This window comes from Marinobacter persicus, assembly GCF_900114155.1.
In the GTDB taxonomy this organism is placed as follows: Bacteria; Pseudomonadota; Gammaproteobacteria; order Pseudomonadales; family Oleiphilaceae; genus Marinobacter; species Marinobacter persicus.
Genome location: NZ_FOSC01000003.1, coordinates 177,692 through 203,128 on the forward strand (window position 1 = coordinate 177,692; position 25,437 = coordinate 203,128).

The following is a 25,437-nucleotide window of genomic DNA, read 5'->3' on the forward strand; positions in this document are numbered from 1 at the left end:
GAAAACAGACGAAAGTGGCAAAAGAGCCGGCGATATGATTCAGAGGCTTTCGCCATGTTTCGGGAGATTGACAATGCCGATATCTGCGCACCGTATTGAGAATGGGCAAACACTGGTCATTGCGGTGGAAGGGCGATTTGATTTCAGTTCCCACCAGGCCTTCCGCGATGCCTACGAGCAGGCTGACGGCGGTGTCGAGCGGTACATAGTGGATTTGTCCGACACCACTTATCTGGACAGCTCGGCACTGGGCATGCTGTTGCTGTTGCGTGATCACGCCGGTGGTGATGCCGCCAGCATATCCATTGAAAACTGCAACAGCGATGTCCGGCGCATACTCTCCATTTCCAATTTTGAACAACTCTTCAGCATCTGCTGATCCCTCCGGCCTGAACATCCTGGTTGCGGAAGACAACGAGCCGGACAGGATGATACTGCGTGCCCTGCTGGAAAAGCTGGGCCATCGTGTCTTCGAGGTGGGTGATGGTGCCGTCGCGGTGGCCCGCTTTGCCGAACTGCAACCCGATATTGTGCTGCTTGATGCCATGATGCCGGGCCTGGACGGCCTGGAGGCAGCCCGCAAGATCAGGGCGCTGGCGGGTGACCGGCTGGTACCGCTGGTTTTTCTGACGGCCCTGTCCGACCCCCGGGAACTGGCCCGTTGCCTGGAGGCGGGTGGGGATGATTTTCTGATCAAACCCTTCAATCGCGTGATTCTTGAGGCCAAGCTGAATGCACTGAACCGCGTGCGGTTATTGCATCAGGCGTTGTCAGAACGGGCCGAACAGGAGCGCCGGAAAAATGAACAAATGCTGGCTGAGCAGAGAATGGCCCGGCTGGTGTTTGACAACGTCGCCCACGCTGGCTGCCTGAGTTCGCCCCACATTCGCTACCATGCCTCACCGATGTCCGTGTTCAATGGCGACGTGGTGTTTGCTGCCAACCGTCCGGGTGGCGGAAGCCTGGTGTTCCTGGGTGATTTCACCGGTCACGGACTGCCGGCGGCCATTGGCGCCATGCCGGTGGCAGAGATTTTTTACGGCATGGTCAGCCATGGCTTTCGCGCGCCGGATATTCTCCGGGAGATCAACAGCAAGCTCCGACGTATTCTGCCGGTTGGCATGTTCTGTTGTGGCGCCATGATCGAGACCGACAGCCGGCAGGGATTGCTCCGTGCCTGGAATGGCGGCCTGCCCGATGCCTGGTTGCTGCGTGCCAGTGGTGAAAGAATCGCCATCCCTTCCCGTAACCTGCCACTGGGCGTGCGCGAGCCCGAGCAATTTGCCGCCTCGATGGTTGTCTTCCAGGCAACCCCGGGGGACCAGGTCGTACTGATGACCGATGGCTTCTCCGAAATCCGTGACCCCCACGGCAACATGCTGGGCGAATCCGGTGTGCGAGGGGTGCTGGCCGGCCTGGAATCGCCTGGTCAGGCGTTTGACGCACTTCTGGCCCGGATCAAGGCCTTTGCCGGCCGCCCGGAATCGGTGGATGACCTGACCCTGTGCGCACTGGAAATTACCGGGACCACGCCGCCCCAGACGCCGGTGAAAATCAGCGCGGAGGAAGCGCCGGCGGGGCCCGCGGACTGGCAGTGTATTTATGAAGTGCGGGAAAAAACCCTGGCGGAATTCAACCCTCTGCCGCTGCTGTTGCATATCTGCATGGAGGTACCCGGCTTGCGTTGCCGGAGCGGCGAGGTGTACACGCTTCTGTCCGAGTTATACAACAATGCGCTGGAGCACGGGGTGCTGGCATTGTCGTCTGAATGGAAAGACTCTCCCCGCGGATTTGCCTTCTATTACCAGGAGCGCCAGCGCCGGCTGGCGGAGACCGACGGTCATTTTGTCCGTTTCTCCCTGAGCCACGAGTCCCGCCCGCCCGGTGGTCGTTTACGCATCACTTGCGAGGACAGCGGGGATGGCTTTGATTTTGCTAATCATTCTGCCAGAGTAACAGAGCGGTCCACCGGGCAGGCATCTTCCTACGCCGGCCGGGGGCTGGAGTTGCTCCGGCGAATGGCAACCGGACTGAAGGTGCACGGCAGGGGCAATCAGGTGGAGGTCATTTACGACTGGGAGCCACCAAGACGTACCGAAGGGAGACAAACCGATGAATGACAAACCCCGGCTGGATGAGAGTGCGCTGGCTGAGCTCAAAGAGGTGATGGAAGACGACTTTGATACGCTGGTGCAAACCTTTCGGGCGGACTCCCGAAGCCGCATTGAAACCCTGCGGGCGGCGCTCGGGGCAGAGGATTGTGGCCAGCTTGCCAAAACCGCCCACAGCTTCAAGGGCAGCTGCATCAATATGGGAGCGCCGAAGCTGAGTGATTATTGCAGTGAACTGGAACGCGCCGGGAAGGCCGGCGACTTGTCGGCGGCAGCCGGCAGGCTGGATTCGGTCGAGCGGGAATTTTCAGAAGTGGATCGGTGTCTGCAGCAACTCTGACCGATATCCGGTAAACCGTTATTTTTATTGCAAGTGTGGCTTTTGTTGGCATTGTGTTTGCTTTGAATACGGAAATGGCCCCTTGAGGGTATCTCCGACATAAAAGCGGCAAGAGGTTGCCATGCAGCAAAACATTCTTTCCCAGATGCCGGCTTCCGGTTCCCAGCAGGATGTGGCAAGTGCCCGCCAGAGTAAAAGCAGTCGGGACCCGGAAACCGGCAAAAGCCGGTTTGATGAAGTGTCCCGCGCCCAGGAAAAACGCCTGGAACAACAGCGCCTCGAACAGAAACGCATGGAACAGAAGCGCGCCGAGCGCCAGGCTCAAAGCGACCGCCTGGAGGTGAAACGCGAACAGCGGCGCGCCGAAGCCGCCGACAACCGCAAGGCGGACGAAGCCCGCAATGATCAGCGCGCCAGCGATAAAAACGAAGATAAGTCGGTAAACCGCAAGGATAAACCGAACGAATCCTCAAAGAACGACAGCAAAGCAGACAAGACGGGCGAGAAAAAGGCAGACAAGGCGGAAAAAACCGATAACGTTGATAAAAAAACAACAGCTGAATCCGGCGACAGTCGGGAGAAAACCCCTGCCGACCCGACTGGCGAGCTGGACGAAAATACGGAATTGGCGGCCATGGCGCCCGTTACCTTTGCCATGCTGCAATCGATGACCGGCGGGCCGGGCAAAATCTCGGCAGAAGGAACGGTGGCCGTCAATGCGGAAATGACCGGCCGCTCTGCGCTACAGGGTCTGCTGGGCGGCCAGACGAGTGCGAATAATGGCAGCGGTGGCGCAAACTCCGGCAAGGCGCTGATGCCTGGCGCACAGCTGACGGATCTGCTGTCCGCCAACGTCAGTGGCGAAACCTCGCGGCCCATTGATCCCGCCAGTCTGCTCAGTACACCCCGCTTCCAGACCACTCTGGAGCAGGCAACGGGTCAGACCCTGCAGCCGGGCAAGCTGACGGCAGAGAATTCTGTGCCGCTTCGCAGCTATGCCACCTCGGTTGATGTGCCGGTGGGCCAGGCGGAGTGGGGCGACAAAGTCATGGGTAAGCTCAGCTTTCTGACCGCCCGCAACATGCAGGTGGCGGAAATTCACCTGACACCGCCGGATATGGGCCCGATGGAAGTCAAGGTGCGCATGCAGAACGAGCAGGCGAACATCACCGTGCATGCCGCCAACCCGGTGGTGCGGGAACAGCTGGAACAGAACTCTCATCGCCTGAGAGACATGCTCGGCGAGCAGGGTGTGGAGCTGGGCCAGTTTGATGTGTCAGACCAGTCCCGGGAGCAGGGCGGCGAACAGGGCGACGGCACCGGTGAAGGTGGCTCCGGTCAGCGCGCGGGGCAGTTAGCTGACGGAGGTCAGGACGAAGAGGCCTTGCCGGCGGAACACCTGGACCTGGCCTGGAGTGGTGAGGTGGATACGTTCGCCTGATTCATGCCATTTGAACACCGCTGATAACCAGACAATTTTGCCGATCTCATCAATCCGCTTTGCCCCTGCCCTCTGGCAGCGCTAAACTGCGTTCCTGAACCGGAGGGTGGGGGTTCTGGCCCACCCTTTGCTTCACTACCTGAAACGCCCCCGCGATAGTACGGGGTGACGGAAAACTGACGAAGCGGACACCATGGCAGAAAACACGACAGCTGACGAAGCACCGGCCAAGAAAGGCAAGCTCAAACTCATCATCCTGCTGGTGGTGATTGTTGTCCTGGCGGTTGCCCTGTCCATAGCCGGCACACTCTGGTTCCTGGGCGGTGGTATTCCCGGTATGGGGAGTGATGACAATGGCAGCGAGGAGCCTGAATTCGTCGCCAGTACCTACGTGGATCTGGACGATGCACTGGTAACCACGGTGCGCACCGATGGCCGGCAACGTTATGCCCAGGTGTATGTGTCGTTCGAGGCGAAAAATCCCGAAGCGCTGGAAGCGATCGAGCTGCATATGCCATTGCTGCGCAGCGAGCTGACCACCGTGCTGAGTAACGCGGGTTTTACCGAGCTACAGCGCCCGGAAGGTCGGGCAGAGCTGGCCGGGACCATGACCGAGCGAGTGAATCAGGTGCTTGAGCAGGAACAGGAGCCGGTTATCGAGGCCGTGCTGTTCCGCAATTTTGTAGTGCAATGAAGGCCCGGGTCGGGTAAGTCACATTCAGGGCAGGACCAGCTATGCAGGACTTGTTGTCGCAGGACGAGATTGATGCCCTTCTCCACGGCGTGGACGATGGGGACATTGATACTTATGAGGAAACCGACGACACAGGCGTAAAACAGTACGACCTCGCCAGTCAGGACCGGATTGTCCGGGGCCGGATGCCCACGCTCGAAATGATCAACGAGCGTTTTGCCCGTTATACCCGCATCAGCCTGTTCAATCTGCTGCGCCGTAACGCCGATGTCTCCACCGGCGGTGTGCAGATCATGAAATTTGGCGAATACGGCCACACCCTGTACGTACCCACCAGCCTTAACCTGTGTAAAGTCCGCCCGCTGCGTGGCACCTCGCTGTTTGTCCTGGACGCCAAGCTGGTGTTCAAGCTGGTCGACAACTTTTTCGGCGGAGAAGGTCGTCACGCCAAGATCGAGGGACGTGAATTCACCCCCACCGAAACCCGCATTGTGCAGATGGTACTCGAACAGGTATTCCACGACATGAAAGAGGCCTGGCATGCGGTACTGCCGGTGGAATTCGAGTACCTGAGTTCGGAGGTGAATCCGGCCATGGCCAACATCGTCAGCCCCAGTGAGGTGGTGGTGGTCAGCACTTTCCATATCGAGCTGGACGGCGGTGGCGGTGAGCTGCATTTTGCCCTGCCGTATTCGATGATCGAGCCGATCCGCGACGTGCTGGACGCGGGTGTTCAGAGTGACATTGATGATGTGGATGAGCGTTGGGTGAACGCCCTGCGTGAAGACATCAAGGAAGTGGAGGTGCCGGTCAATACCACCGTCTGCCGTCGCCGTATTTCCCTGCGGGAAATCGCCGGCCTGAAAGCCGGAGACGTGATTCCCGTGGAAATTCCCGAACACCTGACCGTGACCGCCAACGGCATCCCCATCTACAAGGCCACGCTGGGAACCCGTGACGACAAGCTGGCGCTAAGAATTCATGACCGGGTGCATCTGCCCAAGGTAAAGAAACAACTGAAGGTAAACCGCAATGGCTGATGACGACAAGAAAGACGACCAGGAACTCAGCGAAGACGAAAAACTGGCGGCGGAGTGGGAAGCTGCCATGGAAGAGTCCGGTGATGGCGACGGTGACGACCGTGAAGACGAGTGGGCCGCCGCCATGGCCGAGGCCGAGGGTGGCGAAAAGGGTGGTGAGGATAAGCAACGACAGGACGTGCGCGCCGCCCCGATGGAGGAATTTGGCCCCGACGAGGAACCCCGTGGTGACGGGACCAGTCCGGATATGGATGTCATCATGGATATCCCGGTCACCATCTCCATGGAAGTGGGTAACACCCAGATTCCCATTCGCAACCTGCTGCAACTGAACCAGGGCTCGGTGATTGAACTGGACCGGCTGGCGGGCGAGCCGCTGGATGTGTTGGTTAACGGTACCCTGATTGCCCACGGTGAGGTGGTGATGGTGAACGAAAAGTTCGGTATCCGCCTGACCGATGTGATCAGCCCGGGCGAGCGTATCCGCCGGCTGCAGAAATAACATGCAACGACTGTTCGGGTTCATCGTCACGGCTCTGGCCAGCGCTTCGGTGCTGGCGCAGGAAAGTGCGGAAAACGGCAACGCCGAAAACAGCGCCCGGGCGCCGGACACCCTGGCGACTGTGCTGAGTCTTGGCGCCGGCCTGCTTGCGGTGATTGCCATTATATACGGCTGTGCCTGGCTGATCCGCCGTATGACCGGCATGACCGGCATGAACAACAGTGCCATCCGCGTGGTGTCGGTCATGGCGATCGGTGCCCGCGAGCGCATTGCGCTGGTGGAAGTGGGCGGCCAGCAGATCCTGTTGGGTATAACGCCCAGCGCCATTCGCACCCTTCAGGTGTTCGAAGAGCCGGTGGTGGACGCCGGCAAGGCTCCCGACAGCGATTTCGCCCGCCGCTTGCAAGGCATGATCGGCAAATCCTGGACATCGAAAAGGAACGACTAGGGCGATGCTTTTTGCCACCATGCTGAAACGACTTCTCCCCTTGATCATCATACTGGCTGGAATGGCCTGGGCACCTATGACAATGGCCCAGGAGTCCGGCGTTCCGGGCATACCGGCATTCACGGTGACACCGGGCGAAGAGGGCAACGAGGAATATTCAGTCACCCTGCAGATCCTGGCGCTGATGACCGCGCTGACCTTCCTGCCGGCCATGCTGATGATGATGACCTCGTTTACCCGCATCATCGTGGTGTTCGCCATCCTGCGCCAGGCGCTTGGCCTGCAGGCCACGCCGTCGAACCAGATTCTGCTGGGGCTGGCCCTGTTTCTCAGCATTTTCATCATGAAACCGGTGCTTGAAGAGGCGAACGAGGCCGGCCTCCAGCCCTATCTGCAGGAAGAGGTCACCTCACTGGAGGCGGTCAAGCTGGCCAGTCAGCCCTTCAAGAAATTCATGCTTGAACAGACCCGGGAAGACGATCTTGGCCTGTTCATGCGAATTGCCGATGTTCAGTACGAGACGGCGGAAGATGTCTCGTTCTGGGTGCTGATGCCGGCGTTTGTAACCAGCGAGCTGAAAACGGCTTTTCAGATCGGCTTTATCCTGTTCATCCCGTTTTTGATCATCGACATGGTGGTGGCCAGTGTCTTGATGGCCATGGGTATGATGATGCTGTCGCCGATCATCATCTCGCTGCCGTTCAAGATCATGCTGTTTGTGCTGGTTGATGGCTGGGCGCTGATCATGGGTACCCTGGCGGCCAGTTATGGCATATAGGAGGCGCGTATGACCCCGGAAACCGTCCTCGATATCATCCGTGAAGCTCTTTGGCTGATCGTGCTGCTGGCGTCGGTCATTATCGGGCCTGGCCTGGTAATCGGCCTTGTGGTGAGTACCTTTCAGGCAGCCACGCAGATCAACGAACAGACTCTCAGTTTTCTGCCGCGCCTGCTGGTAACACTGATTGTCATTATTGTCATGGGCCCCTGGATGCTGACCACCCTGCTGGATCACGCCAACGGCCTGATATCCCGCATTCCCTACCTGATCGGCTGACCCAATGGTGCCGGCGGAAATCAGCGCGGACCTGATTGGCCAATGGGTCGGGCAGTACTTCTGGCCGCTGTTCAGGCTGGCCAGCTTCCTGATGGTCATTCCCATTTTCGGGACCCAACTGGTGCCTGCACGAATCCGGCTGGGCCTGGCCTTGATGATGACCGTACTGATTGCCCCAATGATTCCCGAGGCGCCGAGGGTCGAGGCGCTGAGTGCGGATGCGGTGGTCATCACATTGCAGCAGATTCTCATCGGGGTGGGGATGGGGTTTGCCTTAACCGCGTTGTGGCAGTTGTTTGTGGTTGCGGGCCAGATGATCGCCATGCAGATGGGGTTGGGTTTCGCTTCCATGGTGGACCCGGCCAACGGCGTGAACGTGCCCGTCCTGTCCCAGATTTACACCATCACCATCACTCTGCTGTTTCTGGCCATGAACGGCCATCTGGTGGCTTTCGAGGTGTTTATTGAAAGTTTCTACACCCTTCCCATTGGCATGGAAGGCCTGGGGCAGGGAGGGGTATGGGAGCTGGCGCACCGGGTCAGCTGGATGTTTGTCTCTGCCATGTTGTTGGCGTTGCCGGCCGTGGCTGCCGTGTTGATCGTGACCATCTCTTTCGGGGTCATGACCCGGGCGGCGCCCCAGATGAACATTTTTGCCCTGGGTTTTCCCATTGGCCTGATTTTTGGCTTGTTTGCCATATGGGTGCTGCATGCCAACTTTCTGCCACACTTCGATCAGTACACCCGTGAAACCTTTGAATTCATGCGGGGGTTGCAGGGGCAACCCTGAACGGTTGACGAGCCATGGCTGAAGAAAACGACAACAGTCAGGAAAAAACGGAAGAACCGACGCCCCGAAGGCTTGAGAAGGCCCGGGAAGACGGCCAGACGGCCCGTTCGAAAGAGCTGGGCACCATGGCGGTTCTGATGGCCGGTGCTGTCGGTTTGCTGGTGTTTGGTGGTTCACTGGGGGCGGCGCTGGAAGGTATCATGCGTGACGCCTTCGTGATCGAGCGCGAAAACATTTTCAACACCCGCCACATGAGCATCCAGTTGATGGCCTCGGCCAAGGAAGCAGCCTGGGCCTTGGCGCCTTTGCTGGTGGTATTGCTGATTGCCGCCATTGCCGGCTCCATTGCCATCGGCGGACTGCTGTTCAGCGGCAAGGCCATTGCCCCCAAGCTCAGCCGTATGAACCCCATCAAGGGGCTGGGCAGGATGTTTTCCATGCGTTCGCTGGTTGAACTGGTGAAAGCGATCGCCAAGGTCGGCCTGGTGATGGTGATCGCCATCCTGATCCTGAACGCCCGCACCGAAGATCTGCTCAGCATTGCCGAGGAGCCGGCCATCCCGGCCATGGTGCACGTCCTCTGGACCCTGGCCTGGAGCTTTCTGCTGCTGTCGGCGGCGACCATCATCATTGCCGCCATCGATGTGCCTTTCCAGATCTACGACCACACCAAGAAACTGCGAATGACCAAGCAGGAAGTGAAGGACGAATACAAGGACACCGAGGGCAAGCCGGAAGTTAAAGGCAAGATCCGCCAGTTGCAGCGGGAAATGGCCAACCGCCGTATGATGCAGGATGTGCCGTCGGCAGACGTGGTCATTACCAACCCCACGCACTATGCGGTGGCTCTGAAATACGACCAGGACAGCATGGGCGCACCGGTGGTGGTGGCCAAGGGCGCCGATGAGGTGGCCTTCAAGATCATGGAGATTGCCCGGGAGCACAAGGTGGAGCTGCTGCGCACGCCACCGCTGACCCGCGCGGTCTACCATAACACCGATATCGGCGAGGAAATCCCCGACGGCCTCTACATGGCCATCGCCCAGGTGCTGGCCTACGTGTTCCAGCTACGCCAGTTCCGCAAGGGTTATGCGGCCAAGCCGACCATGCCGGACTTCCCGATTCCCAAGGATATGCGGCGGGATCTTTGAGCTGGCTATGGAGTGGGCCTCGGTTGGTAGCTTGCTAGTTTGGGGGGTAGTGCGGGTTTGGCAGGGCTTCCCAAAAACCGCTACGAGCACATCCGTGTGCGCTTATTTCGGGCCGTCTTTGGCCCTCAAAATTTTTGGGAAGCCCTGCCAAACCCGCACTGTTCGACACTCTGCTATTCGCTGGTTATTCCGGTTATTGATGGGATCTTGCATAGAAAGTGAAATTGCTGGGATGCTAAACCTTCCAAGCGCATTGGCGATATCAGAAAAGCCGAAAACATCAGGGCCAGCCAGCCCTCCAAAAAATTTCGAAGGCCAGGGATGGCCTGAGAGAAGCGCACATGGATGTGCTCGTAGCGGTTTTTTGGAGGGCTGGCTGGCTCTGATGTCTCCAGAGCGGGCAGGCTAGGGCAGAAACAATCAGCAACCTCGAAAAACGGGGGTAATACTGAAAAGCATGCCGGCCCCCGCAAAAGAGGGCCGGCACATCTACTCAGTCGGAGTGCTTCTCGTGAATGCGCCTGCCCCAGGCCTCTCTCTCGCCAGGCAGCACCAGGTTCAGGATGATGGCCGCCACCGCGCACAGGGCGATGCCCTCCAGGTGGCCCAGCACCATGTTGCCGATGCCGAACACCAGGGTAACGCCGACAATCACCAGATTGCGGGACACCGACAAATCCACCTGATGGCGAATCAGCGTGTTCAGACCCACCACCGCGATAGAGCCGAACAGCAGGCAGAGAATGCCGCCCATTACCGGCACCGGGATGGTCTGCAAGGCAGCCCCGAACTTACCAACAAAGGCGAGGACAATAGCCACACCGGCGGCCCACCACATCACCTTCGGGTTGAAGTTTTTGGTCAGCATGACCGCGCCGGTCACCTCGGAATAGGTGGTGTTGGGCGGGCCGCCGAGCAGGGAAGCGGCGCTGGTGGCCAGGCCGTCGCCCAGCAGGGTGCGGTGCATGCCCGGTTTTTCCAGGTAGTTTTTCCGGGTCACGTTGCCGATAGCCAGAATATCGCCGATGTGTTCGATGGCCGGGGCGATGGCTACCGGAATCATGAACAGGATCGCGCCCCAGCTGAACGCGGGTGCGGTAAAGTTCGGCACCGCAAACCAGGGGGCTTCCTGAACGGCAGTGGTGTCCACCACGCCGGCAAACCAGGACAGCACGTAACCGACAATCACGCCGATCATGATCGGGATCAGACGGAAAATACCCTTTGCCCAGACCGACATGACAATCGTCACCACCAGAGAAATCATGGAAATCCAGATGGCGGTGTCATACGGAATCAACTGTTCGCTGCCATCGCCGGTACGGCCAGAAGCCATGTGCACCGCCAGTGGCGCGAGGCCCAGCCCGATGGTCATGATCACCGGGGCGATCACCACCGGCGGCAGCAGTCGGGTGACAAAGCCATTGCCGCGCAGTTTGATGGCACCAGCCAGCAGAACATAGAGCACACCGGCCGCCATCAGCCCGCCGAGCGTTTCCTCAATGCCGAACTTGCCCTTGGCGGCAATGATCGGGGCGATAAAGGCAAAGGACGAGGCGAGGAAGATCGGGATCTGTCCACCGGTTACCACGTGGAAAATCAACGTGCCCAGGCCGGCGGTAAACAGCGCCACGTTGGGATCCAGGCCGGTGATCAGGGGCATCAGCACCAGGGCGCCAAAGGCCACCAGCAACATCTGTGAGCCGGCGATGGCCTGTTTCCAGACCGGCTCGCGGGTTTGGTCCTGCATGATTATTCGTCCTTCTGCTTGGTGCCGAAGATTTTGTCGCCGGCATCGCCCAGGCCGGGCAGAATATAGCCCTTCTCATTCAGGCGGTCGTCCACCGAAGCGGTGTAGATGGAGACATCCGGGTGCTTTTCCAGTACCTTTTCCACGCCTTCGGGTGCGGCCACCAGTACCAGTGCGCGGATTTCGGTGCTGCCGGCTTTTTTCAGAAGATCAATCGTGGAGATCATCGAGCCGCCGGTGGCCAGCATCGGGTCAATGATCAGGGCCATGCGCTGGTCCAGCTCGCCCACCAGCTTTTCCAGATAGGTTTCGGCTTCGAGGGTGGTCTCATTGCGAATCTGGCCCACCACGCTTACTCTGGCCACCGGAATCAGGCTGAGCACGCCGTCAAGCATGCCCAGGCCCGCACGCAGGATGGGCACAATCGTGATCTTCTTGCCGTGAATCTGCTCCACGGTAACCGGGCCGGCCCAGCCGTCGATGGTTTCTTCCTGCAGGTTGAAATCCTTGGTGGCCTCGTAGGTCAGCAGGGCGCCGACTTCCTGTGCCAGTTCACGAAAGTTCTTGGTGCTGATGTCGGCGCGGCGCATCAGGCCGAGTTTGTGCTGGATCAGGGGGTGCTTCACTTCGTGGATCGGCATGGGGTCACCTGTAATCGAATTGGCTGGCTTGAATCGATGAAAGAGTTGAACAGTTAAACGGCCGAAGCATACCGTATCTCGCTACTCGCGTCAGGCATTTGCCGGCGTCGTTTTGTAATTTTTTTGAGGTCTGGTACGGAAATTGCGATGAACCGTCTGGAGTGGCGTGTGACGCCGGCTTTTCGACTTTTATGGCCATAAAAAGCGTTAAATACCGGAGAAATTTCCAGCATGGACAGAACACTGGTTCTGAATAACGTCAAATCCCTGACGCGGGGCAACCTCGGCATTCCGTTAATGCTGATGGGCCTGCTGGGCATGATGATCCTGCCCATGCCGGCATTCTTGCTGGATGTGTTCTTCACCTTCAATATCACTCTGTCCATCGTCATCCTGCTGGTGTGTATTTACGCCATGCGTCCGATGGAATTTGCCTCCTTCCCGACCGTGCTGCTGGTGGCCACCCTGCTGCGCCTGGGGCTGAATGTGGCCTCCACCCGGATTGTCCTGCTTGAAGGCCACGAGGGCGGTGATGCCGCCGGTAAGGTGATCGAATCCTTTGGTGAGGTCCTGATCGGCGGTAACTACGCCGTTGGCCTGGTGGTTTTTGCCATCCTCATGATCATCAACTTCCTGGTGGTCACCAAGGGTGCCGGCCGGGTCTCGGAAGTAAGCGCCCGCTTTACCCTCGACGCCATGCCGGGCAAACAGATGGCGATTGATGCCGACATGAACGCAGGGCTGATCAACCAGGACGAGGCCAAGGCACGCCGGGAAGACATTGCCCAGGAGGCGGATTTCTACGGTTCCATGGACGGTGCCTCCAAGTTCGTGAAGGGTGATGCTGTGGCCGGCCTGTTGATCCTGGCCATCAACATTATCGGCGGCATCGTTATTGGCATGATGCAGCACGGGCTGGATTTTGGCCTGGCCGTTGAGCGTTATGCCCTGCTGACCATCGGTGATGGGCTGGTGGCCCAGATTCCCTCCCTGTTGCTGTCCACCTCCGCCGCCATCATGGTGACCCGGGTTACCTCCAGCCAGGACATGGGCGGCCAGATTCTCCAGCAGATGTTCAGTGCGCCCAAGGCGCTGGCCATTGCCGCTACCATCCTGATTATCCTTGGCCTGATTCCGGGCATGCCGCATGTCGCTTTCCTGGGGCTGGGTGCCATTGCCGCCACGGCTGCCTGGTACATCGCCAAGCACCAGCGCCAGACCGTGGAAGAAGGCGGCACCTGGGCCGGCGGTAAAACCAGTGCCGGCGGTGGCGTGGCGCGCCAGGGTGCGGAACTCTCACCGGACCAGGGCGGGGATGGTCAGGCCCTGCCGGCGCCGGGTGAAACCCGGGAGCTGGGCTGGGATGACGTGGCGACGGTCGATATTGTCGGCCTGGAAGTGGGCTATCGCCTGATCCCGCTGGTGGACAAATCCCAGGGCGGGCAATTGCTTAGTCGTATCAAGGGTGTACGCAAAAAGCTCTCCCAGGATCTTGGCTTCCTGATGCCTTCCGTGCATATCCGGGACAACCTGGACCTGATGCCCAATGTTTACCGCATCACCCTCATGGGGGTGACCATTGCCGAGGCGGAAATTCACCCTGAACGGGAGCTGGCCATCGACCCGGGGCAGGTGTTCGGCAAGGTGGAAGGCATAGCGGGCAAGGACCCCGCCTTTGGCCTGGATGCCACCTGGATCGAGCCGGACCAGAAGGATCAGGCTCAGACCCTGGGCTACACGGTTGTGGACGCCAGCACCGTGGTGGCTACCCACCTGAACCAGATCCTGCAAAGTCACGCCCACGAACTGATTGGCCACGAAGAAGCCCAGAAGTGGCTGGACCAGCTTGAGAAAATCTCGCCCAAGCTGGCGGAGGAGCTGGTGCCGACCACCATCACCGTCAGTATTCTGTTGAAGGTGCTTCAGAACCTGCTGAAAGAAGAGGTGCCCATTCGCGACATGCGCTCGATTGCCGAGGCGATTGTGAACGTTCATCCGAAGAGTCAGGACCCCAAGACACTCACCACCGTGGCGCGTCAGGCACTGCGTCGGATGATTGTCCAGAGCATCTGTGGCAACGAAAAAGAGATCCCCGTGATCACTCTGGATCCAGACTTGGAACAGTTATTGCTGAAGTCTGTTCAACAGAGTCAACAATCCGGCGGACAGGAAGATATTGGCCTGGTACTCGAGCCCAACATGGTGGAAAAGCTGCAACGCTCACTGCAAGACAGCGTTCAGCGCCAGGAAATGATGGGCAAGCCAGCCATCCTGCTGGTCTCCGGGCCCTTGCGGCCAGTGCTGGCGAAGTTTGCCAGCTACGGAGTGGAGCGCTTGCATGTGCTCTCGTACCAGGAAGTGCCGGATAACAAACAGATCACGATCGTCGCCTCTGTAGGCCAGTAAAGGGCCACAGGGCAGGGCGGGCAGCCAAACCGGCAGCCGGTGGAGGATGAAGCACTATGAAAGTAAAACGGTTTTTCGCGCAGACCATGGCAGAGGCCCTGAAGCAGGTCAGCAACGAGATGGGTCCGGATGCCGTTATTCTGTCCAACCGTCGGGTGGATGGCGGCGTCGAAATTGTGACAGCCCTGGATTATGACGAAAATATGGCGCGTCAGCGCCTTGGCGACAAAGCGGCGGAAGCCACCAACGGTTCCCGCCTGGCCGAAATGCAGGCCGACCAGCATCGCCATCTGGAGAGCGAGCTGACCCGCTCCCGAAGCCGTATTCAGGAAGTGCGTGAAAAGCGCGCATCCGCCGGTGCCCGATACACCGGCGTGGCCTTTGACGATGCCACACTGGAGCAGGCTGAGCCCGAGCAGCCAGTGGCTGACGAAGCTCCGGCTGACGGGGCCGGCTACAACAGTGAGCTGGCGAGTATGAAAGCGGAAATTGAGTCCCTGCGGGATCTGGTGCGCGGCAACGCCGCCGCCAGCCAGCCGAAAAAGCCTGAAGGCCCGGGTAATGCGGTTCAGCAGCGCCTGTCTGAGCGCTTGCAGGAATTTGGCCTGGGGCACGAGCTTGCCGGCACCCTGGCACAACAGAACCGCAACGCCCGCCTGGAAGATGCCTGGAAACAGTCACTGAAAATGCTGGCCACCGGTGTTCGCACCGCCCGTCACAGCTGGCTGGAAGCCGGCGGTGTATACGCGCTGGTGGGGCCGACCGGTTCCGGCAAAACCACCACCATCGGTAAACTGGCGGCCCGTTATGTGCTCGAGCACGGTCCCGATTCTCTGGCATTGGTGACCACCGACCGCTACCGGGTGGCTGCCCACGAGCAACTGTTCGTGTTCGGACGCATTCTCAATGTGCCGGTGCGGGTGGTTGATGAGACCCATTCGCTGGACGACATTCTCGATGAGCTGTCCGACCGCCACCTGGTGTTGATTGATACCGCTGGCCTGACCAGTTCGGACCGAGGTTATCAGGAGCAGCTGGCCGAGCTGGCCCGCAGCCATCACAACATCCGTAGCCACCTGGTGGTTTCCGCCACCAGCCAGCCAAGGATCATGAAATCCGTCTGGCATTGCTATAAGATGGCAAACCTTGCCGGCTGCGTGATGACCAAGATTGACGAAGCCCTGACGCTCGGTGAATCCCTCGGTTTTGTCATGGAAACCGGTTTGCCGGTGGCCTGGTATACCGACGGCCAGAAAATTCCGGAAGACCTGCACCGGGCCCAGGCCGTGCCCCTGGTCCGGCTGGGTGTCGAGCGGTTACGGGCCATGCAGCATTCACAGGCGGTTGCCGAAGGTGCCTGATGGCCCGGCAGCGAAACAGCAACCCGGCAGGCATGCCTACAAGAACGTAGTGAGAGACTGAGAACAGTATGAGCAGACCACATCCGGTTCAGGTAATTGCGGTTTCCGGCGGTAAAGGCGGTGTCGGAAAGAGCAACGTGTCGGTCAATATGGGCATTGCATTGGCCGAAAAAGGCAAGCGAGTCGTGATTCTGGACGCGGATCTCGGTCTGGCCAACATAGACGTGCTGCTGGGCATCAAGGCAAAGCGCAACCTGCAGGACGTGCTCAACGGTGACTGCGATCTGCGTGACGTGCTGGTTAACGGCCCGGGCGGCATCAAAATCGTTCCCGCCTCCTCCGGTACCCAGCACATGACCCAGCTAAGCCCGATGGAACATGCCGGACTGATCAACGCCTTCAGTGATCTGGGCGACCAGATCGATGTACTGATCGTTGACACCGCCGCCGGTATTTCCGAGTCCGTGGTGAGTTTTCTGCGGGCGTCGCAGGAAATCCTGCTGGTGGTGTGCGACGAGCCCACCTCCATCACCGACTGTTACGCACTGATCAAATTGATGAACCGGGATTACGGCACCAACCGGTTCCGGATCCTCGCCAACCAGGTGCGCAATGATCAGGAAGGCCGGGTGCTGTTCGATAAACTGACCCGTGTCACCGAGCGTTTCCTGGATGTAGCATTACAATACGTAGGCATTGTGCCTTATGATGAGGCGGTAAAGCAGGCGGTACAGCGCCAGAAAGCCTTTCTGGACGCCTACCCCCGTGCCCGGGCATCGGCCGCGATACGCGCGCTGGCGTCGAAAGTGGATAACTGGCCCCTGCCAACCACGCCCCGGGGGCACCTGGAGTTTTTCGTGGAGCGGCTGATCGAAGCCTGACTCTGATCCGAACCCACAGCTGCAAGAAGCCGAATACATGACGTTGGCGAAACATCTGGGAGCGTACCAACAGACAAGTGCCAGAACGCCTTCCCAACTGGTTGAGGAGCAGGCGCCGCTGGTCAAGAAGATCGCGCTGCATCTGATGGCCCGGCTGCCGGCTTCCGTGCAGCTTGAGGACCTGATGCAGGCTGGCATGATCGGTTTGCTGGAGGCGGCACAGCGCTACACGTCGGGCAAGGGGGCCACCTTTGAGACCTATGCCGGCATTCGTATTCGTGGCGCCATGGTGGATGAAATCCGCAAGGGCGACTGGGTGCCTCGTTCAGTGCACCGCAATGCCCGTAAAATTGCTGCTGCCATTAAAACCGTGGAAGACCGAACCGGCCGGGAAGCACAGGATGTCGAGGTGGCTGAAGAGCTGGGAATCGATCTGGACGAATACCACGCCTCCCTGTCTGACGCCAACAGTGGTCGTCTTTTCAGCCTCGACGAGCTAAATGAATCCGGCGAGCTGCCGTTACAGGAGGCAGAAGCCAGCGATAACCCGCTGGACGGCATTGCATCCAATGCCTTCCGGCGCAACCTGGCGGAAGCCATTGACGGGCTTCCCGAGCGTGAAAAACTGGTGCTGAGCCTGTATTACCAGGAAGAGCTCAACCTCAAGGAAATCGGAGCCGTGCTCGGGGTCAGTGAAAGTCGGGTCAGTCAGATCCATAGTCAGGCGGCCCTGCGTTTGCGAGGACGGCTGTCGGGTTGGCAGGACGACGAGAATAATTAGACGGGCTTTCACCTGTTAGACTGAAACGCAGAATGAAATCCGGGTGTTACTGACTGGAGGTCCCTTTGGACAAAAACATGAAAATACTCATTGTGGATGACTTCTCCACAATGCGTCGAATCATCAAGAACCTGCTGCGTGATCTTGGCTTCACCAATACCGATGAGGCCGACGACGGCAACACCGCGTTGCCCATGCTGAAAAGCGGCAAATACGACTTTCTGGTGACGGACTGGAACATGCCCGGCATGTCTGGCTTTGATCTGCTCAAGGCGGTTCGTGCGGATGAGCAACTGAAGGATCTGCCGATCCTGATGGTGACCGCCGAAGCCAAGCGCGACCAGATCATCGCTGCGGCACAGGCTGGCGTAAACGGTTATGTCGTGAAACCGTTTACCGCGGCAACACTCAAGGAAAAGATCGAAAAAATCTTTGAGCGAATCCACTAACCAGAGGTCAGACAGCTGCCATGAGTGACAGCAAGCATAACCAACGGGGTCTTGACCCGGAGGTCACGGAAAAGCTGGAGCAGCAGACCTCGGAGCTGGCAAAGAGCGTTGAGACCGGTGATTACGCGCAGGCGATGTCGATCATCAATGATCTGAGCGAAGTCCGGGACCAGAGCCTGTACCGTGAAGTCGGGCGCCTGACCCGCAGCCTGCACGAGGCCATCCGTAATTTCCAGATCGACCCGCGCAACGCCGAGCAGAAAGAAGCGCTGTCGAAAATGTCGGACGCCTCCGACCGGCTCAATTACGTGGTCGAAATGACCAACCAGGCTGCCAACCGCACCATGGACCTGGTGGAAGAAAGCATGCCCTTGGCGCACACCATGCGCGACGAGGCCATTGAACTGCGTGATGAGTGGCAACGGCTGCGCCGGCGCGAAATGGCTCCGGCCGAGTTCCGTGAACTGTATGGCCGCATTGACAAGTTTTTCGTCAGCCTGACCGCGGACTCGGACGTGCTCTACCGGAGCCTGTCGGAAATTCTGCTGGCCCAGGATTTCCAGGACCTGACCGGCCAGGTGATCCAGAAAGTCACCGGTCTGGTAAAGGAAGTGGAAGAAAACCTGCTCAGCCTGGTGGTGATGGCCAGTCACGTGGACCAGCTCACCGGCACAGTGCATGAAATTGAAGAAAAAGAAGAATCGGCCGAAAAAGGTCTGGGGCCGCAAATGAAGGCCAACGAACGGGACGACGTGGTATCCGGACAGGACGACGTGGACGATCTGCTCTCCAGTCTCGGATTCTGAACAATAAAAGAGGGTGACGCATGGCGTTAGAAGCGGACGAAGATATCCTCCAGGATTTCCTGGTCGAGGCCGGCGAGATTCTCGAAAATCTGTCAGAACAGTTGGTGGACCTGGAGCAGCATCCGGACGACGCTGATCTGCTCAACGCCATTTTCCGTGGTTTTCATACCGTCAAGGGTGGCGCTGGCTTCCTGCAGCTTGATGCACTGGTCAACTGCTGCCACGCGGCGGAAAACGTGTTCGATATCCTGCGGAACCACAAGCGTGAGGTTACCTCCGACCTGATGGATGTGGTGCTGGAGGCCCTGGACAACGTCAATGAAATGTTTGACCAGGTGCGTAACCGGGAAGAACCCTCCCCCGCTCCCGACGAGCTGATCGAAGCACTCAAACAATACGCCACGCCGGAAGGTGAGGGCGGACAGCCCGCTGCCGCACAGTCCAGTGCCCAGCCCGAGCAGGCCGGTGGCTCGCAAGGTTCCGGGGCGTCGGGTGAAGATGCCGGTGACATCACTGATGATGAATTCGAGCAATTGCTGGATGCCCTGGGCGACGACAATGCCAGTGAATCGTCGCAGGGCAGTGGCGGTGATCAGCAGCAGGCCAGCAGCTCCGGTGGCGATGATGAAATCTCCGAGGACGAATTTGAAGCCCTGCTTGACCAGCTTCACGGTGAAGGCAAGTTTTCCGGTGCGGCGGTATCCACGGATATCGATGACCCCGACAAGGGAGCCTCGGAATCCGCCGAACCGGCACCGAGCAACTCGGGTGGCGGCGATGACCTGATCAGCGACGACGAATTCGAAAACCTGCTGGACGAACTGCATGGCAAGGGCTCTGGGCCCAGTGCTCAGGGCGCCGCTGGCCAGCAACCGGCTGCTCCGAAAAAGGCCGAGCACAAGCCAGAGTCCAAACCAGAGCCCAGGAAGAAAGAAGACAAGCCGGCTCCTGCCGCCAAATCCGGCGGTAAGGAAGCGGCGCCCAAAGGCGACACCACTGTTCGCGTGGACACCAGTCGGCTGGACGACATCATGAACATGGTGGGCGAGCTGGTACTGGTACGTAATCGTCTGCAGCGACTGGGCTCCGAGAGCGAAGACACGGAAATGCACAAGGCCGTGTCCAACCTCGACGTTGTTACCTCCGATCTGCAGTCCGCGGTGATGCAAACCCGCATGCAGCCGATCAAAAAAGTCTTCGGCCGCTTCCCGCGTGTGGTGCGTGACCTGTCCCGCAACCTTAAAAAGGAAGTGGAGCTGGTCATGCACGGCGAAGACACCGACCTGGACAAAAACCTGGTCGAGGCTCTGGCCGACCCGCTGGTGCACCTGGTGCGCAACTCCGTGGATCATGGCATTGAGGATCCGGATGTCCGGGAGAAAAACGGCAAGCCCAGAAAAGGCACCGTTACCCTGTCCGCCGAGCAGGAAGGCGATCATATCCTGCTGTCCATCTCCGACGATGGCGCCGGCATGGACCCCGAAGTCCTGCGCCGCAAGGCGGTGGAGAAAGGTATCTATGATGAAGACGCGGCCGCGCGCCTGACCGACAGTGAATGCTACAACCTGATCCTGGCCGCCGGCTTCTCCACCAAAGACCAGATTTCCGATGTGTCTGGCCGTGGTGTGGGCATGGACGTGGTGAAAACCAAGATCAGCCAGCTCAATGGCCAGATCAACATCGAATCGGTCAAGGGCAAGGGCTCCAACATCATCATCAAGGTGCCGCTGACCCTGGCGATCATGCCGACCCTGATGATCATGCTGGGTGACCAGTCCTTCGCCCTGCCGCTGGTCAACGTGGTGGAAATATTCCATCTGGATCTGACCAAGACCAACATTGTCGACGGCAAGGAATGCATTGTCGTGCGCGAGAGGGTGTTCCCGTTGTTCCACGTCAAGCGCTGGCTGGTGCCTGCTTCCGCCGGTGAAGAGCCGCCGAAAGACGCCCATGTGGTGATTGTCGCCATGGGTACCCGGCAGGTAGGCTTTGTGGTCGACCAGCTGATTGGCCAGGAAGAGGTGGTGATCAAACCGCTGGGCCGGGCCCTGCAAGGCACTCCCGGGATGGCGGGGGCCACCATCACCGGTGACGGTCGAATCGCACTGATTATTGATGTACCCAGCCTTCTGCATCACTACGGCTGAACCAGACGGGCAGAAGTCCGGGATTGTTTAGGAGAAATGGATGACAGTTTCAGTCCTGGTCGTTGACGATTCAGGTTTCTTCCGCAGGCGGCTGAAAGAGATACTCTCGGCGTCCGGCCAGATCAAAGTGGTCGGTACCGCCTCCAATGGTCGTGAGGGTGTGGATCTGGCCGAAAAACTCCGGCCAGACGTGATTACCATGGACTATGAAATGCCGGTCATGGATGGCATTTCGGCGGTGCGGGAAATCATGCAGAAGTGCCCGACCCCGGTCCTGATGTTCTCGTCTCTGACCTATGAGGGGGCCAGGGTTACCCTGGACGCACTGGAAGCGGGGGCGGTGGATTTCCTGCCTAAGAATTTCGAGGAAATCGCCCGTGACAGCAGCCAGCTGCAGAAAATTCTGATTCAGCGGGTGATGGACGTCAGTGGCAGCCGGCCTGGCGTGAAAACACCGCCGCCATCCCGGTCTCCGTCGGCGACGCCAGCACGCCCTGAAAGCCGGCAGCCAGCCCAGCCGGCGCGCCCGGCAAGGGCTCCCCAGCGCCCATCCGCGTCTGCCGAACCAGCACGAAAACCAGCCCCGGAACCGGAAGCGCCACGCCGCGCCGGCCCGAAAACGCCGACCAGGCATTATCAGGTGGTGGCCATTGGCACCTCCACGGGCGGCCCTGTCGCCTTGCAGAAGGTATTAACCGAATTACCGGCGTCGTTTCCGGCTCCCATTGTGCTGATCCAGCACATGCCAGCGAGTTTTACGCCGGCGTTTGCCGAGCGCCTGAACCGGCTGTGCAGGATTGAAGTCCGCCAGGCTGAAGACGGCGATGTGCTTCGTCCCGGCCTGGCGTTGCTGGCACCGGGCGGCAAGCAGATGATGATCGAAAACCGAAGTGGGCAGGCACGGGTGCGTATCCTGGCCAGTGACGAGCGGCTTAACTACAAGCCGTGCGTGGACGTGACTTTCGGTTCCCTGGCCCGCAGCTTCCCCGGTAAGACACTGGGTGTGATCCTCACCGGTATGGGGGCTGACGGCAAGGAAGGCTGCCGGATGATGAAACAGACCGGCTCGGTGGTCTGGTCCCAGGACGAGAAAACCTCGGTGATCTACGGCATGCCCATGGCCGTGGCCCGCGCGGGGCTGAGCGACGAGATCCTGCCATTGCAGGATATCGGGCCGAGACTGGTTGAAGGCGTGAGCTGATGGATGTCCTCAGCCTGCTCGGTATTACCCTGGCCGTTGTTGCCATTCTAGGTGGCAACGTTCTGGAAGGTGGTGCGCTGAGCTCGCTGTTTAACGGGCCAGCGGCCCTGATTGTGATTGGCGGCACCCTGGCCGCGACCATCCTGCAAACCTCCTGGCCGGTACTCAAGCGCGCCTTCACCCAGGTGCGCTGGGTGTTTGTGCCTCCCTATATCTCCATGGAAGACGGCATCGGCAAGGTCATTGACTGGAGCGTGAAGGCCCGCAAGCAGGGCCTGCTGGGCCTTGAGGGGATGTCGGAAAAGGAACCCGAGAACTTTGCCCGCAAGGGCCTGCAACTGCTTGTCGACGGTGCCGAACCCGAAGCCATCCGCAGTATTCTGGAGGTGGACCTGGACGCCCGCGAGCAGAGGGATCTTGAGTCAGCCCGGGTGTACGAAGCCATGGGTGGCTATTCACCGACTATCGGTATTATCGGTGCGGTCATGGGGCTGATTCAGGTAATGACCAACCTGGAAAACCCTGAATCCCTGGGCAGTGGCATCGCCACCGCCTTTGTGGCAACCATCTACGGTGTGGCGCTGGCCAACCTGCTGTTTTTTCCCGTGGCTAACAAGCTGCGAGGAATTGTTGGTGAGCGAACCCGCTACGAAGACATGATGATCGATGGCATTATCGCCATTGCCGAGGGCGAGAACCCCAAATCCATCGAGCTGAGGCTGCGGGGCTTCCTGCAGTAACAGGGGATACCTGCCTATGCGTCGGCGCCGACAAGCACCGGAAGACCTTCACAACAAGGAACGCTGGCTGATTTCCTACGCGGATTTTATCACCCTGCTGTTTGCTTTTTTTGTGGTGATGTATTCGGTGTCTTCCGTTAATGAAGGCAAATACAAGGTACTGTCCGACACCTTCACCGGTGTGTTCAATGCTCCCCAGCGGTCATTACAACCCATACCGGTAGGCGAAAACCCGGTCTCTCCCGCTCCGCTGGATACTCCCGAAACCGCTGACCGCCAGGAGTCGTCCGAAACGGAAGACGTGCAAATGCCGGAGCTGGATACCCGTGAACGGGCCCAGGTGCTGCAAACCATGGCCAACCAGCTGGAGCTGGAGTTTGACGAATTGATTGATCAGGGAGTGGTGACCCTGGAAGCCAGCGACCAGTGGCTGGAGCTCAACCTGCCAAACAGCATGCTCTTTGGCAGTGGTGATGCCGAGCCCCATTACGATGCCTTTGCAGTCATTGAAAAAATCGCCACGGTTATTGCCGAAAGGGACAACGCGGTTAAAGTGGAAGGTTTCACCGATAACCAGCCCATTCGCACCGGCCGTTTTCCCTCCAACTGGGAGCTGTCAACGGCCCGGGCTGCGGCGGTTGTGCGCATGCTGACCATGGAGGGCATTGAGCCCGAGCGCCTGGCGGCGGTGGGTTACGGACAATACCAGCCGGTGGCCAGAAACGACACGGAGGAAGGTCGTCGGCGGAACCGGCGTGTGGTGTTGATCATTTCCCGGGATGCCAGCATACGGGGCGCCATGCGTTAGTCAGCCGTATGGCTATTCGGATAAATGCCACCTTGCCGCTGTAGACCGAATTGGCATACTTCGTGTATCAATCCCGAACTGAACAGACTGAATCGGCAAGGAATTGCCGCGACGGGGCCTTATTGTCGGTCAAGTTGCTGGTGGCTCAGCCGATAACAACCATGCTGGCGGTAATGAATGCCGTGCTGATCCGTAGGTGGAGTAACAAGAGTGCGAATCTGGGCTGTAGCGAATCAGAAAGGTGGTGTTGGTAAAACAACCTCCGTGGTTGCCCTGGGCGGCTTGCTGGCCGAGCAGGGTAAGCGCGTTCTGGTGGTTGACCTGGACCCCCACGGGTCGTTGACCACCTGGTTCGGCTATGATCCGGACACCATTGCCCACAGCGTGTTTGACCTGTTTCAGCATGAAGGTAAAGTGCCGGAAGGCCTGCCGGCGCAGCTGGTTACCGATACCGGCTGCCCGAACCTGTCGCTGTTGCCGGCCAGTACCGCCCTGGCCACCCTGGAACGAAAAATGGTGGGTGTGGGTGGCATGGGGCTGATCATTTCCCGCTCGCTGGCCCAGTTGTGGGACGATTTTGATTACGTGATTCTCGACAACACCCCATCGCTGGGCGTGTTGATGGTCAACGCCCTGGCAGCAGCCCAGCATCTGATTATTCCGGTGCAGACTGAATACCTCGCCATCAAGGGGCTTGAGCGCATGCTGCATACCCTGCAGATGATCATGCGCTCCCAGAAGAACCAGTTGGCTTACACCATCGTACCCACCCTGTACGATCGCCGCACCCAGGCCTCGGTCAAGAGTCTGAATCTGCTGCGTAAAACCTACAGCGACAGTCTCTGGCGCTTTGCCATCCCGGTGGACACCAAATTCCGGGATGCCAGCCAGCGGGGGCTGATCCCCTCGGCGGTGGATGCCAACACCCATGGCGTGAGAGCCTACAGTCATCTGCTTGATGATCTCCTGAAGCGAACCGAAAAGCTCAAGGAGCCACAAGATGGCTGACAGAAATGTAGCCGACAAAAAAATGACACAGCTGGCGGAGCCGGAGGCGGCCATCGCCAGCTATCTGGACGAGTTGCTGCATACCGCCACCAGCACAGCGCTGGTGGAAGAGTCGCCGAGCCGGCCAGAAACGAAGACAGAAACCAGAACAGAAGTAACGACAGAAACACAAACCAGGCAACAGCCAGAAGAAAAACGTCAGGTCAGACCGGTTCGCACAGGTTCCGAGGCTCGCCTCAAACCGGCGACCCGCGAAAGCGTTGAAACCGCCACTGACGTAAAGGCCGCCTCTCAAGTGGAGACGACGGTTAGGGTGGAGACTCCGGCTGCGGAGCCGAAGCCGGAACCGGTAGCCCAGCCGGAGGCGGCAGAACCACCGGACCGCCCGGACTGGTCCGATCAGCCGTTTGAGTGTCTGATTTTTACCGTGGCCGGCCTGAAGCTGGCAGTACCTCTGGTGTTGCTGGGCGCTATCCACAAACTGGAAACGGAAGACGAAATTCGCCCGATTCCGGGTAGCCCGCGGTGGTACATGGGTATTCGCCCGGACCGGGATCAGAATTTGCGGGTCGTGGACAGTGCCGAGTGGATCATGGCCGGCCGGGTGCCGGCCAATGCCCGGGAAAACTACCGTTTTGTGATAAGGCTGGATGATAGTGAGTGGGGGCTGGCCTGCGATGAGGTGGCCCAGTCGTTCACCCTCAAACCGGACGAAGTGCGCTGGCGCACCGGACGCAGCAAGCGGCCCTGGCTGGCCGGCACCGTCGTTGACCACATGTGCGCCCTGATAGACGTGCGTGCGATGGCCCAATTGCTGGTGCGCGCGGAACGCGAACACCATCTGGACCTGAGCTGATCAGGCCAGTTACCGAATGAAACCGTGC

26 protein-coding genes are annotated in these 25,437 nt (G+C 59.2%); 24 read left to right on the forward strand and 2 right to left on the reverse strand.

What is annotated here, in order from left to right; genetic code table 11:
- The first annotated feature begins 73 nt into the window (after positions 1-73).
- From BMZ63_RS04485 to flhB, 12 genes are all read left to right on the forward strand, one after another.
- The gene (locus BMZ63_RS04485; protein ID WP_091702217.1) at positions 74-379 is read left to right on the forward strand and encodes an STAS domain-containing protein; all 306 of its coding nucleotides are present in this window, start codon (positions 74-76) and stop codon (positions 377-379) included.
- Positions 354-2,120 carry an ATP-binding SpoIIE family protein phosphatase gene (locus BMZ63_RS04490; RefSeq protein WP_227663515.1) on the forward strand — a complete coding sequence of 589 codons (1,767 nt, stop codon included), beginning with the start codon at positions 354-356 and terminating at the stop codon, positions 2,118-2,120. Before BMZ63_RS04485 ends, BMZ63_RS04490 begins: the two co-directional genes overlap by 26 nt.
- On the forward strand, positions 2,113-2,451 hold the full coding sequence (locus BMZ63_RS04495) for an Hpt domain-containing protein (RefSeq protein ID WP_091702220.1): 339 nt from the start codon (positions 2,113-2,115) through the stop codon (positions 2,449-2,451). Before BMZ63_RS04490 ends, BMZ63_RS04495 begins: the two co-directional genes overlap by 8 nt.
- 121 nt (positions 2,452-2,572) lie before the next feature.
- Positions 2,573-3,892, forward strand: a complete 1,320-nt coding sequence (locus BMZ63_RS04500; RefSeq protein ID WP_091702223.1) for a flagellar hook-length control protein FliK — start codon at positions 2,573-2,575, stop codon at positions 3,890-3,892.
- A 193-nt stretch (positions 3,893-4,085) separates the two neighbouring features.
- A complete protein-coding gene (locus tag BMZ63_RS04505; protein WP_091702226.1) occupies positions 4,086-4,586 on the forward strand; it encodes a flagellar basal body-associated FliL family protein in 501 nt (166 codons plus the stop codon).
- 41 nt (positions 4,587-4,627) lie between these two features.
- Positions 4,628-5,626, forward strand: a complete 999-nt coding sequence (gene fliM / locus BMZ63_RS04510) for a flagellar motor switch protein FliM (protein WP_091702228.1) — start codon at positions 4,628-4,630, stop codon at positions 5,624-5,626.
- Positions 5,619-6,128 carry a flagellar motor switch protein FliN gene (gene fliN / locus BMZ63_RS04515; RefSeq protein WP_091702231.1) on the forward strand — a complete coding sequence of 170 codons (510 nt, stop codon included), beginning with the start codon at positions 5,619-5,621 and terminating at the stop codon, positions 6,126-6,128. The genes fliM and fliN overlap by 8 nt, the downstream gene beginning before the upstream one ends.
- Position 6,129: 1 nt before the next feature.
- Complete coding sequence (gene fliO / locus BMZ63_RS04520) at positions 6,130-6,576, forward strand: flagellar biosynthetic protein FliO (protein ID WP_091702234.1); 447 nt, start codon at positions 6,130-6,132, stop codon at positions 6,574-6,576.
- A gap of 19 nt (positions 6,577-6,595) precedes the next feature.
- Positions 6,596-7,354 carry a flagellar type III secretion system pore protein FliP gene (gene fliP, locus BMZ63_RS04525; RefSeq protein ID WP_227663525.1) on the forward strand — a complete coding sequence of 253 codons (759 nt, stop codon included), beginning with the start codon at positions 6,596-6,598 and terminating at the stop codon, positions 7,352-7,354.
- A gap of 9 nt (positions 7,355-7,363) precedes the next feature.
- Entirely contained in the window at positions 7,364-7,633 is a 270-nt protein-coding gene (gene fliQ / locus BMZ63_RS04530) for a flagellar biosynthesis protein FliQ (protein WP_091702240.1), read from the forward strand.
- Between the two features lie 4 nt (positions 7,634-7,637).
- On the forward strand, positions 7,638-8,423 hold the full coding sequence (fliR, locus tag BMZ63_RS04535) for a flagellar biosynthetic protein FliR (protein ID WP_091702243.1): 786 nt from the start codon (positions 7,638-7,640) through the stop codon (positions 8,421-8,423).
- A gap of 14 nt (positions 8,424-8,437) precedes the next feature.
- Entirely contained in the window at positions 8,438-9,574 is a 1,137-nt protein-coding gene (gene flhB / locus BMZ63_RS04540; protein WP_091702246.1) for a flagellar biosynthesis protein FlhB, read from the forward strand.
- A gap of 493 nt (positions 9,575-10,067) precedes the next feature.
- On the opposite strand, the gene BMZ63_RS04545 is transcribed toward flhB, so the two are convergent.
- The gene (locus BMZ63_RS04545) at positions 10,068-11,324 is read right to left on the reverse strand and encodes a uracil-xanthine permease family protein (protein WP_091702249.1); all 1,257 of its coding nucleotides are present in this window, start codon (positions 11,322-11,324) and stop codon (positions 10,068-10,070) included.
- A gap of 2 nt (positions 11,325-11,326) precedes the next feature.
- Positions 11,327-11,965, reverse strand: a complete 639-nt coding sequence (upp, locus tag BMZ63_RS04550; RefSeq protein ID WP_091702252.1) for a uracil phosphoribosyltransferase — start codon at positions 11,963-11,965, stop codon at positions 11,327-11,329.
- A gap of 231 nt (positions 11,966-12,196) precedes the next feature.
- Between upp and flhA the strand changes: the two genes are divergently transcribed.
- The 12 genes from flhA to BMZ63_RS04610 all read left to right on the forward strand — a co-directional run bounded on the left by flhA (position 12,197) and on the right by BMZ63_RS04610 (position 25,409).
- On the forward strand, positions 12,197-14,371 hold the full coding sequence (gene flhA / locus BMZ63_RS04555) for a flagellar biosynthesis protein FlhA (protein ID WP_091702255.1): 2,175 nt from the start codon (positions 12,197-12,199) through the stop codon (positions 14,369-14,371).
- A gap of 56 nt (positions 14,372-14,427) precedes the next feature.
- Complete coding sequence (gene flhF / locus BMZ63_RS04560) at positions 14,428-15,732, forward strand: flagellar biosynthesis GTPase FlhF (protein WP_091702258.1); 1,305 nt, start codon at positions 14,428-14,430, stop codon at positions 15,730-15,732.
- Between the two features lie 68 nt (positions 15,733-15,800).
- Positions 15,801-16,613 (forward strand): MinD/ParA family protein, encoded by an 813-nt coding sequence (locus BMZ63_RS04565; RefSeq protein ID WP_091702261.1) that lies wholly within the window; start codon positions 15,801-15,803, stop codon positions 16,611-16,613.
- Between the two features lie 37 nt (positions 16,614-16,650).
- A complete protein-coding gene (locus BMZ63_RS04570) occupies positions 16,651-17,394 on the forward strand; it encodes an RNA polymerase sigma factor FliA (RefSeq protein ID WP_091702263.1) in 744 nt (247 codons plus the stop codon).
- A 65-nt stretch (positions 17,395-17,459) separates the two neighbouring features.
- Entirely contained in the window at positions 17,460-17,843 is a 384-nt protein-coding gene (gene cheY, locus BMZ63_RS04575) for a chemotaxis response regulator CheY (protein WP_091702266.1), read from the forward strand.
- 20 nt (positions 17,844-17,863) lie between these two features.
- Entirely contained in the window at positions 17,864-18,649 is a 786-nt protein-coding gene (locus BMZ63_RS04580) for a protein phosphatase CheZ (RefSeq protein WP_091702268.1), read from the forward strand.
- Between the two features lie 20 nt (positions 18,650-18,669).
- Complete coding sequence (locus BMZ63_RS04585) at positions 18,670-20,796, forward strand: chemotaxis protein CheA (protein ID WP_091702270.1); 2,127 nt, start codon at positions 18,670-18,672, stop codon at positions 20,794-20,796.
- A gap of 40 nt (positions 20,797-20,836) precedes the next feature.
- Positions 20,837-21,997, forward strand: coding sequence for a protein-glutamate methylesterase/protein-glutamine glutaminase (locus BMZ63_RS04590; protein ID WP_091702273.1), 1,161 nt, complete (start codon positions 20,837-20,839; stop codon positions 21,995-21,997).
- On the forward strand, positions 21,997-22,737 hold the full coding sequence (locus tag BMZ63_RS04595; RefSeq protein ID WP_091702276.1) for a flagellar motor protein: 741 nt from the start codon (positions 21,997-21,999) through the stop codon (positions 22,735-22,737). Before BMZ63_RS04590 ends, BMZ63_RS04595 begins: the two co-directional genes overlap by 1 nt.
- Before the next feature lie 16 nt (positions 22,738-22,753).
- The gene (gene motD / locus BMZ63_RS04600) at positions 22,754-23,545 is read left to right on the forward strand and encodes a flagellar motor protein MotD (protein ID WP_091702278.1); all 792 of its coding nucleotides are present in this window, start codon (positions 22,754-22,756) and stop codon (positions 23,543-23,545) included.
- A 210-nt stretch (positions 23,546-23,755) separates the two neighbouring features.
- The gene (locus tag BMZ63_RS04605; RefSeq protein WP_091702281.1) at positions 23,756-24,553 is read left to right on the forward strand and encodes a ParA family protein; all 798 of its coding nucleotides are present in this window, start codon (positions 23,756-23,758) and stop codon (positions 24,551-24,553) included.
- On the forward strand, positions 24,546-25,409 hold the full coding sequence (locus BMZ63_RS04610; protein WP_143072196.1) for a chemotaxis protein CheW: 864 nt from the start codon (positions 24,546-24,548) through the stop codon (positions 25,407-25,409). Before BMZ63_RS04605 ends, BMZ63_RS04610 begins: the two co-directional genes overlap by 8 nt.
- The last annotated feature ends 28 nt before the right edge of the window (positions 25,410-25,437 follow it).

Coding starts and splice junctions, on each gene's coding strand:
- BMZ63_RS04485 (WP_091702217.1), top strand. CDS start 74: ATGCCGATATCTGCGCACCGTATTGAGAATGGGCAAACACTGGTCATT.
- BMZ63_RS04495 (WP_091702220.1), top strand. CDS start 2,113: ATGAATGACAAACCCCGGCTGGATGAGAGTGCGCTGGCTGAGCTCAAA.
- BMZ63_RS04500 (WP_091702223.1), top strand. CDS start 2,573: ATGCAGCAAAACATTCTTTCCCAGATGCCGGCTTCCGGTTCCCAGCAG.
- BMZ63_RS04505 (WP_091702226.1), top strand. CDS start 4,086: ATGGCAGAAAACACGACAGCTGACGAAGCACCGGCCAAGAAAGGCAAG.
- fliM (WP_091702228.1), top strand. CDS start 4,628: ATGCAGGACTTGTTGTCGCAGGACGAGATTGATGCCCTTCTCCACGGC.
- fliN (WP_091702231.1), top strand. CDS start 5,619: ATGGCTGATGACGACAAGAAAGACGACCAGGAACTCAGCGAAGACGAA.
- fliO (WP_091702234.1), top strand. CDS start 6,130: ATGCAACGACTGTTCGGGTTCATCGTCACGGCTCTGGCCAGCGCTTCG.
- fliP (WP_227663525.1), top strand. CDS start 6,596: ATGCTGAAACGACTTCTCCCCTTGATCATCATACTGGCTGGAATGGCC.
- fliQ (WP_091702240.1), top strand. CDS start 7,364: ATGACCCCGGAAACCGTCCTCGATATCATCCGTGAAGCTCTTTGGCTG.
- fliR (WP_091702243.1), top strand. CDS start 7,638: ATGGTGCCGGCGGAAATCAGCGCGGACCTGATTGGCCAATGGGTCGGG.
- flhB (WP_091702246.1), top strand. CDS start 8,438: ATGGCTGAAGAAAACGACAACAGTCAGGAAAAAACGGAAGAACCGACG.
- BMZ63_RS04545 (WP_091702249.1), bottom strand. CDS start 11,324: ATGCAGGACCAAACCCGCGAGCCGGTCTGGAAACAGGCCATCGCCGGC.
- upp (WP_091702252.1), bottom strand. CDS start 11,965: ATGCCGATCCACGAAGTGAAGCACCCCCTGATCCAGCACAAACTCGGC.
- flhA (WP_091702255.1), top strand. CDS start 12,197: ATGGACAGAACACTGGTTCTGAATAACGTCAAATCCCTGACGCGGGGC.
- flhF (WP_091702258.1), top strand. CDS start 14,428: ATGAAAGTAAAACGGTTTTTCGCGCAGACCATGGCAGAGGCCCTGAAG.
- BMZ63_RS04565 (WP_091702261.1), top strand. CDS start 15,801: ATGAGCAGACCACATCCGGTTCAGGTAATTGCGGTTTCCGGCGGTAAA.
- BMZ63_RS04570 (WP_091702263.1), top strand. CDS start 16,651: ATGACGTTGGCGAAACATCTGGGAGCGTACCAACAGACAAGTGCCAGA.
- BMZ63_RS04580 (WP_091702268.1), top strand. CDS start 17,864: ATGAGTGACAGCAAGCATAACCAACGGGGTCTTGACCCGGAGGTCACG.
- BMZ63_RS04585 (WP_091702270.1), top strand. CDS start 18,670: ATGGCGTTAGAAGCGGACGAAGATATCCTCCAGGATTTCCTGGTCGAG.
- BMZ63_RS04590 (WP_091702273.1), top strand. CDS start 20,837: ATGACAGTTTCAGTCCTGGTCGTTGACGATTCAGGTTTCTTCCGCAGG.
- BMZ63_RS04595 (WP_091702276.1), top strand. CDS start 21,997: ATGGATGTCCTCAGCCTGCTCGGTATTACCCTGGCCGTTGTTGCCATT.
- motD (WP_091702278.1), top strand. CDS start 22,754: ATGCGTCGGCGCCGACAAGCACCGGAAGACCTTCACAACAAGGAACGC.
- BMZ63_RS04610 (WP_143072196.1), top strand. CDS start 24,546: ATGGCTGACAGAAATGTAGCCGACAAAAAAATGACACAGCTGGCGGAG.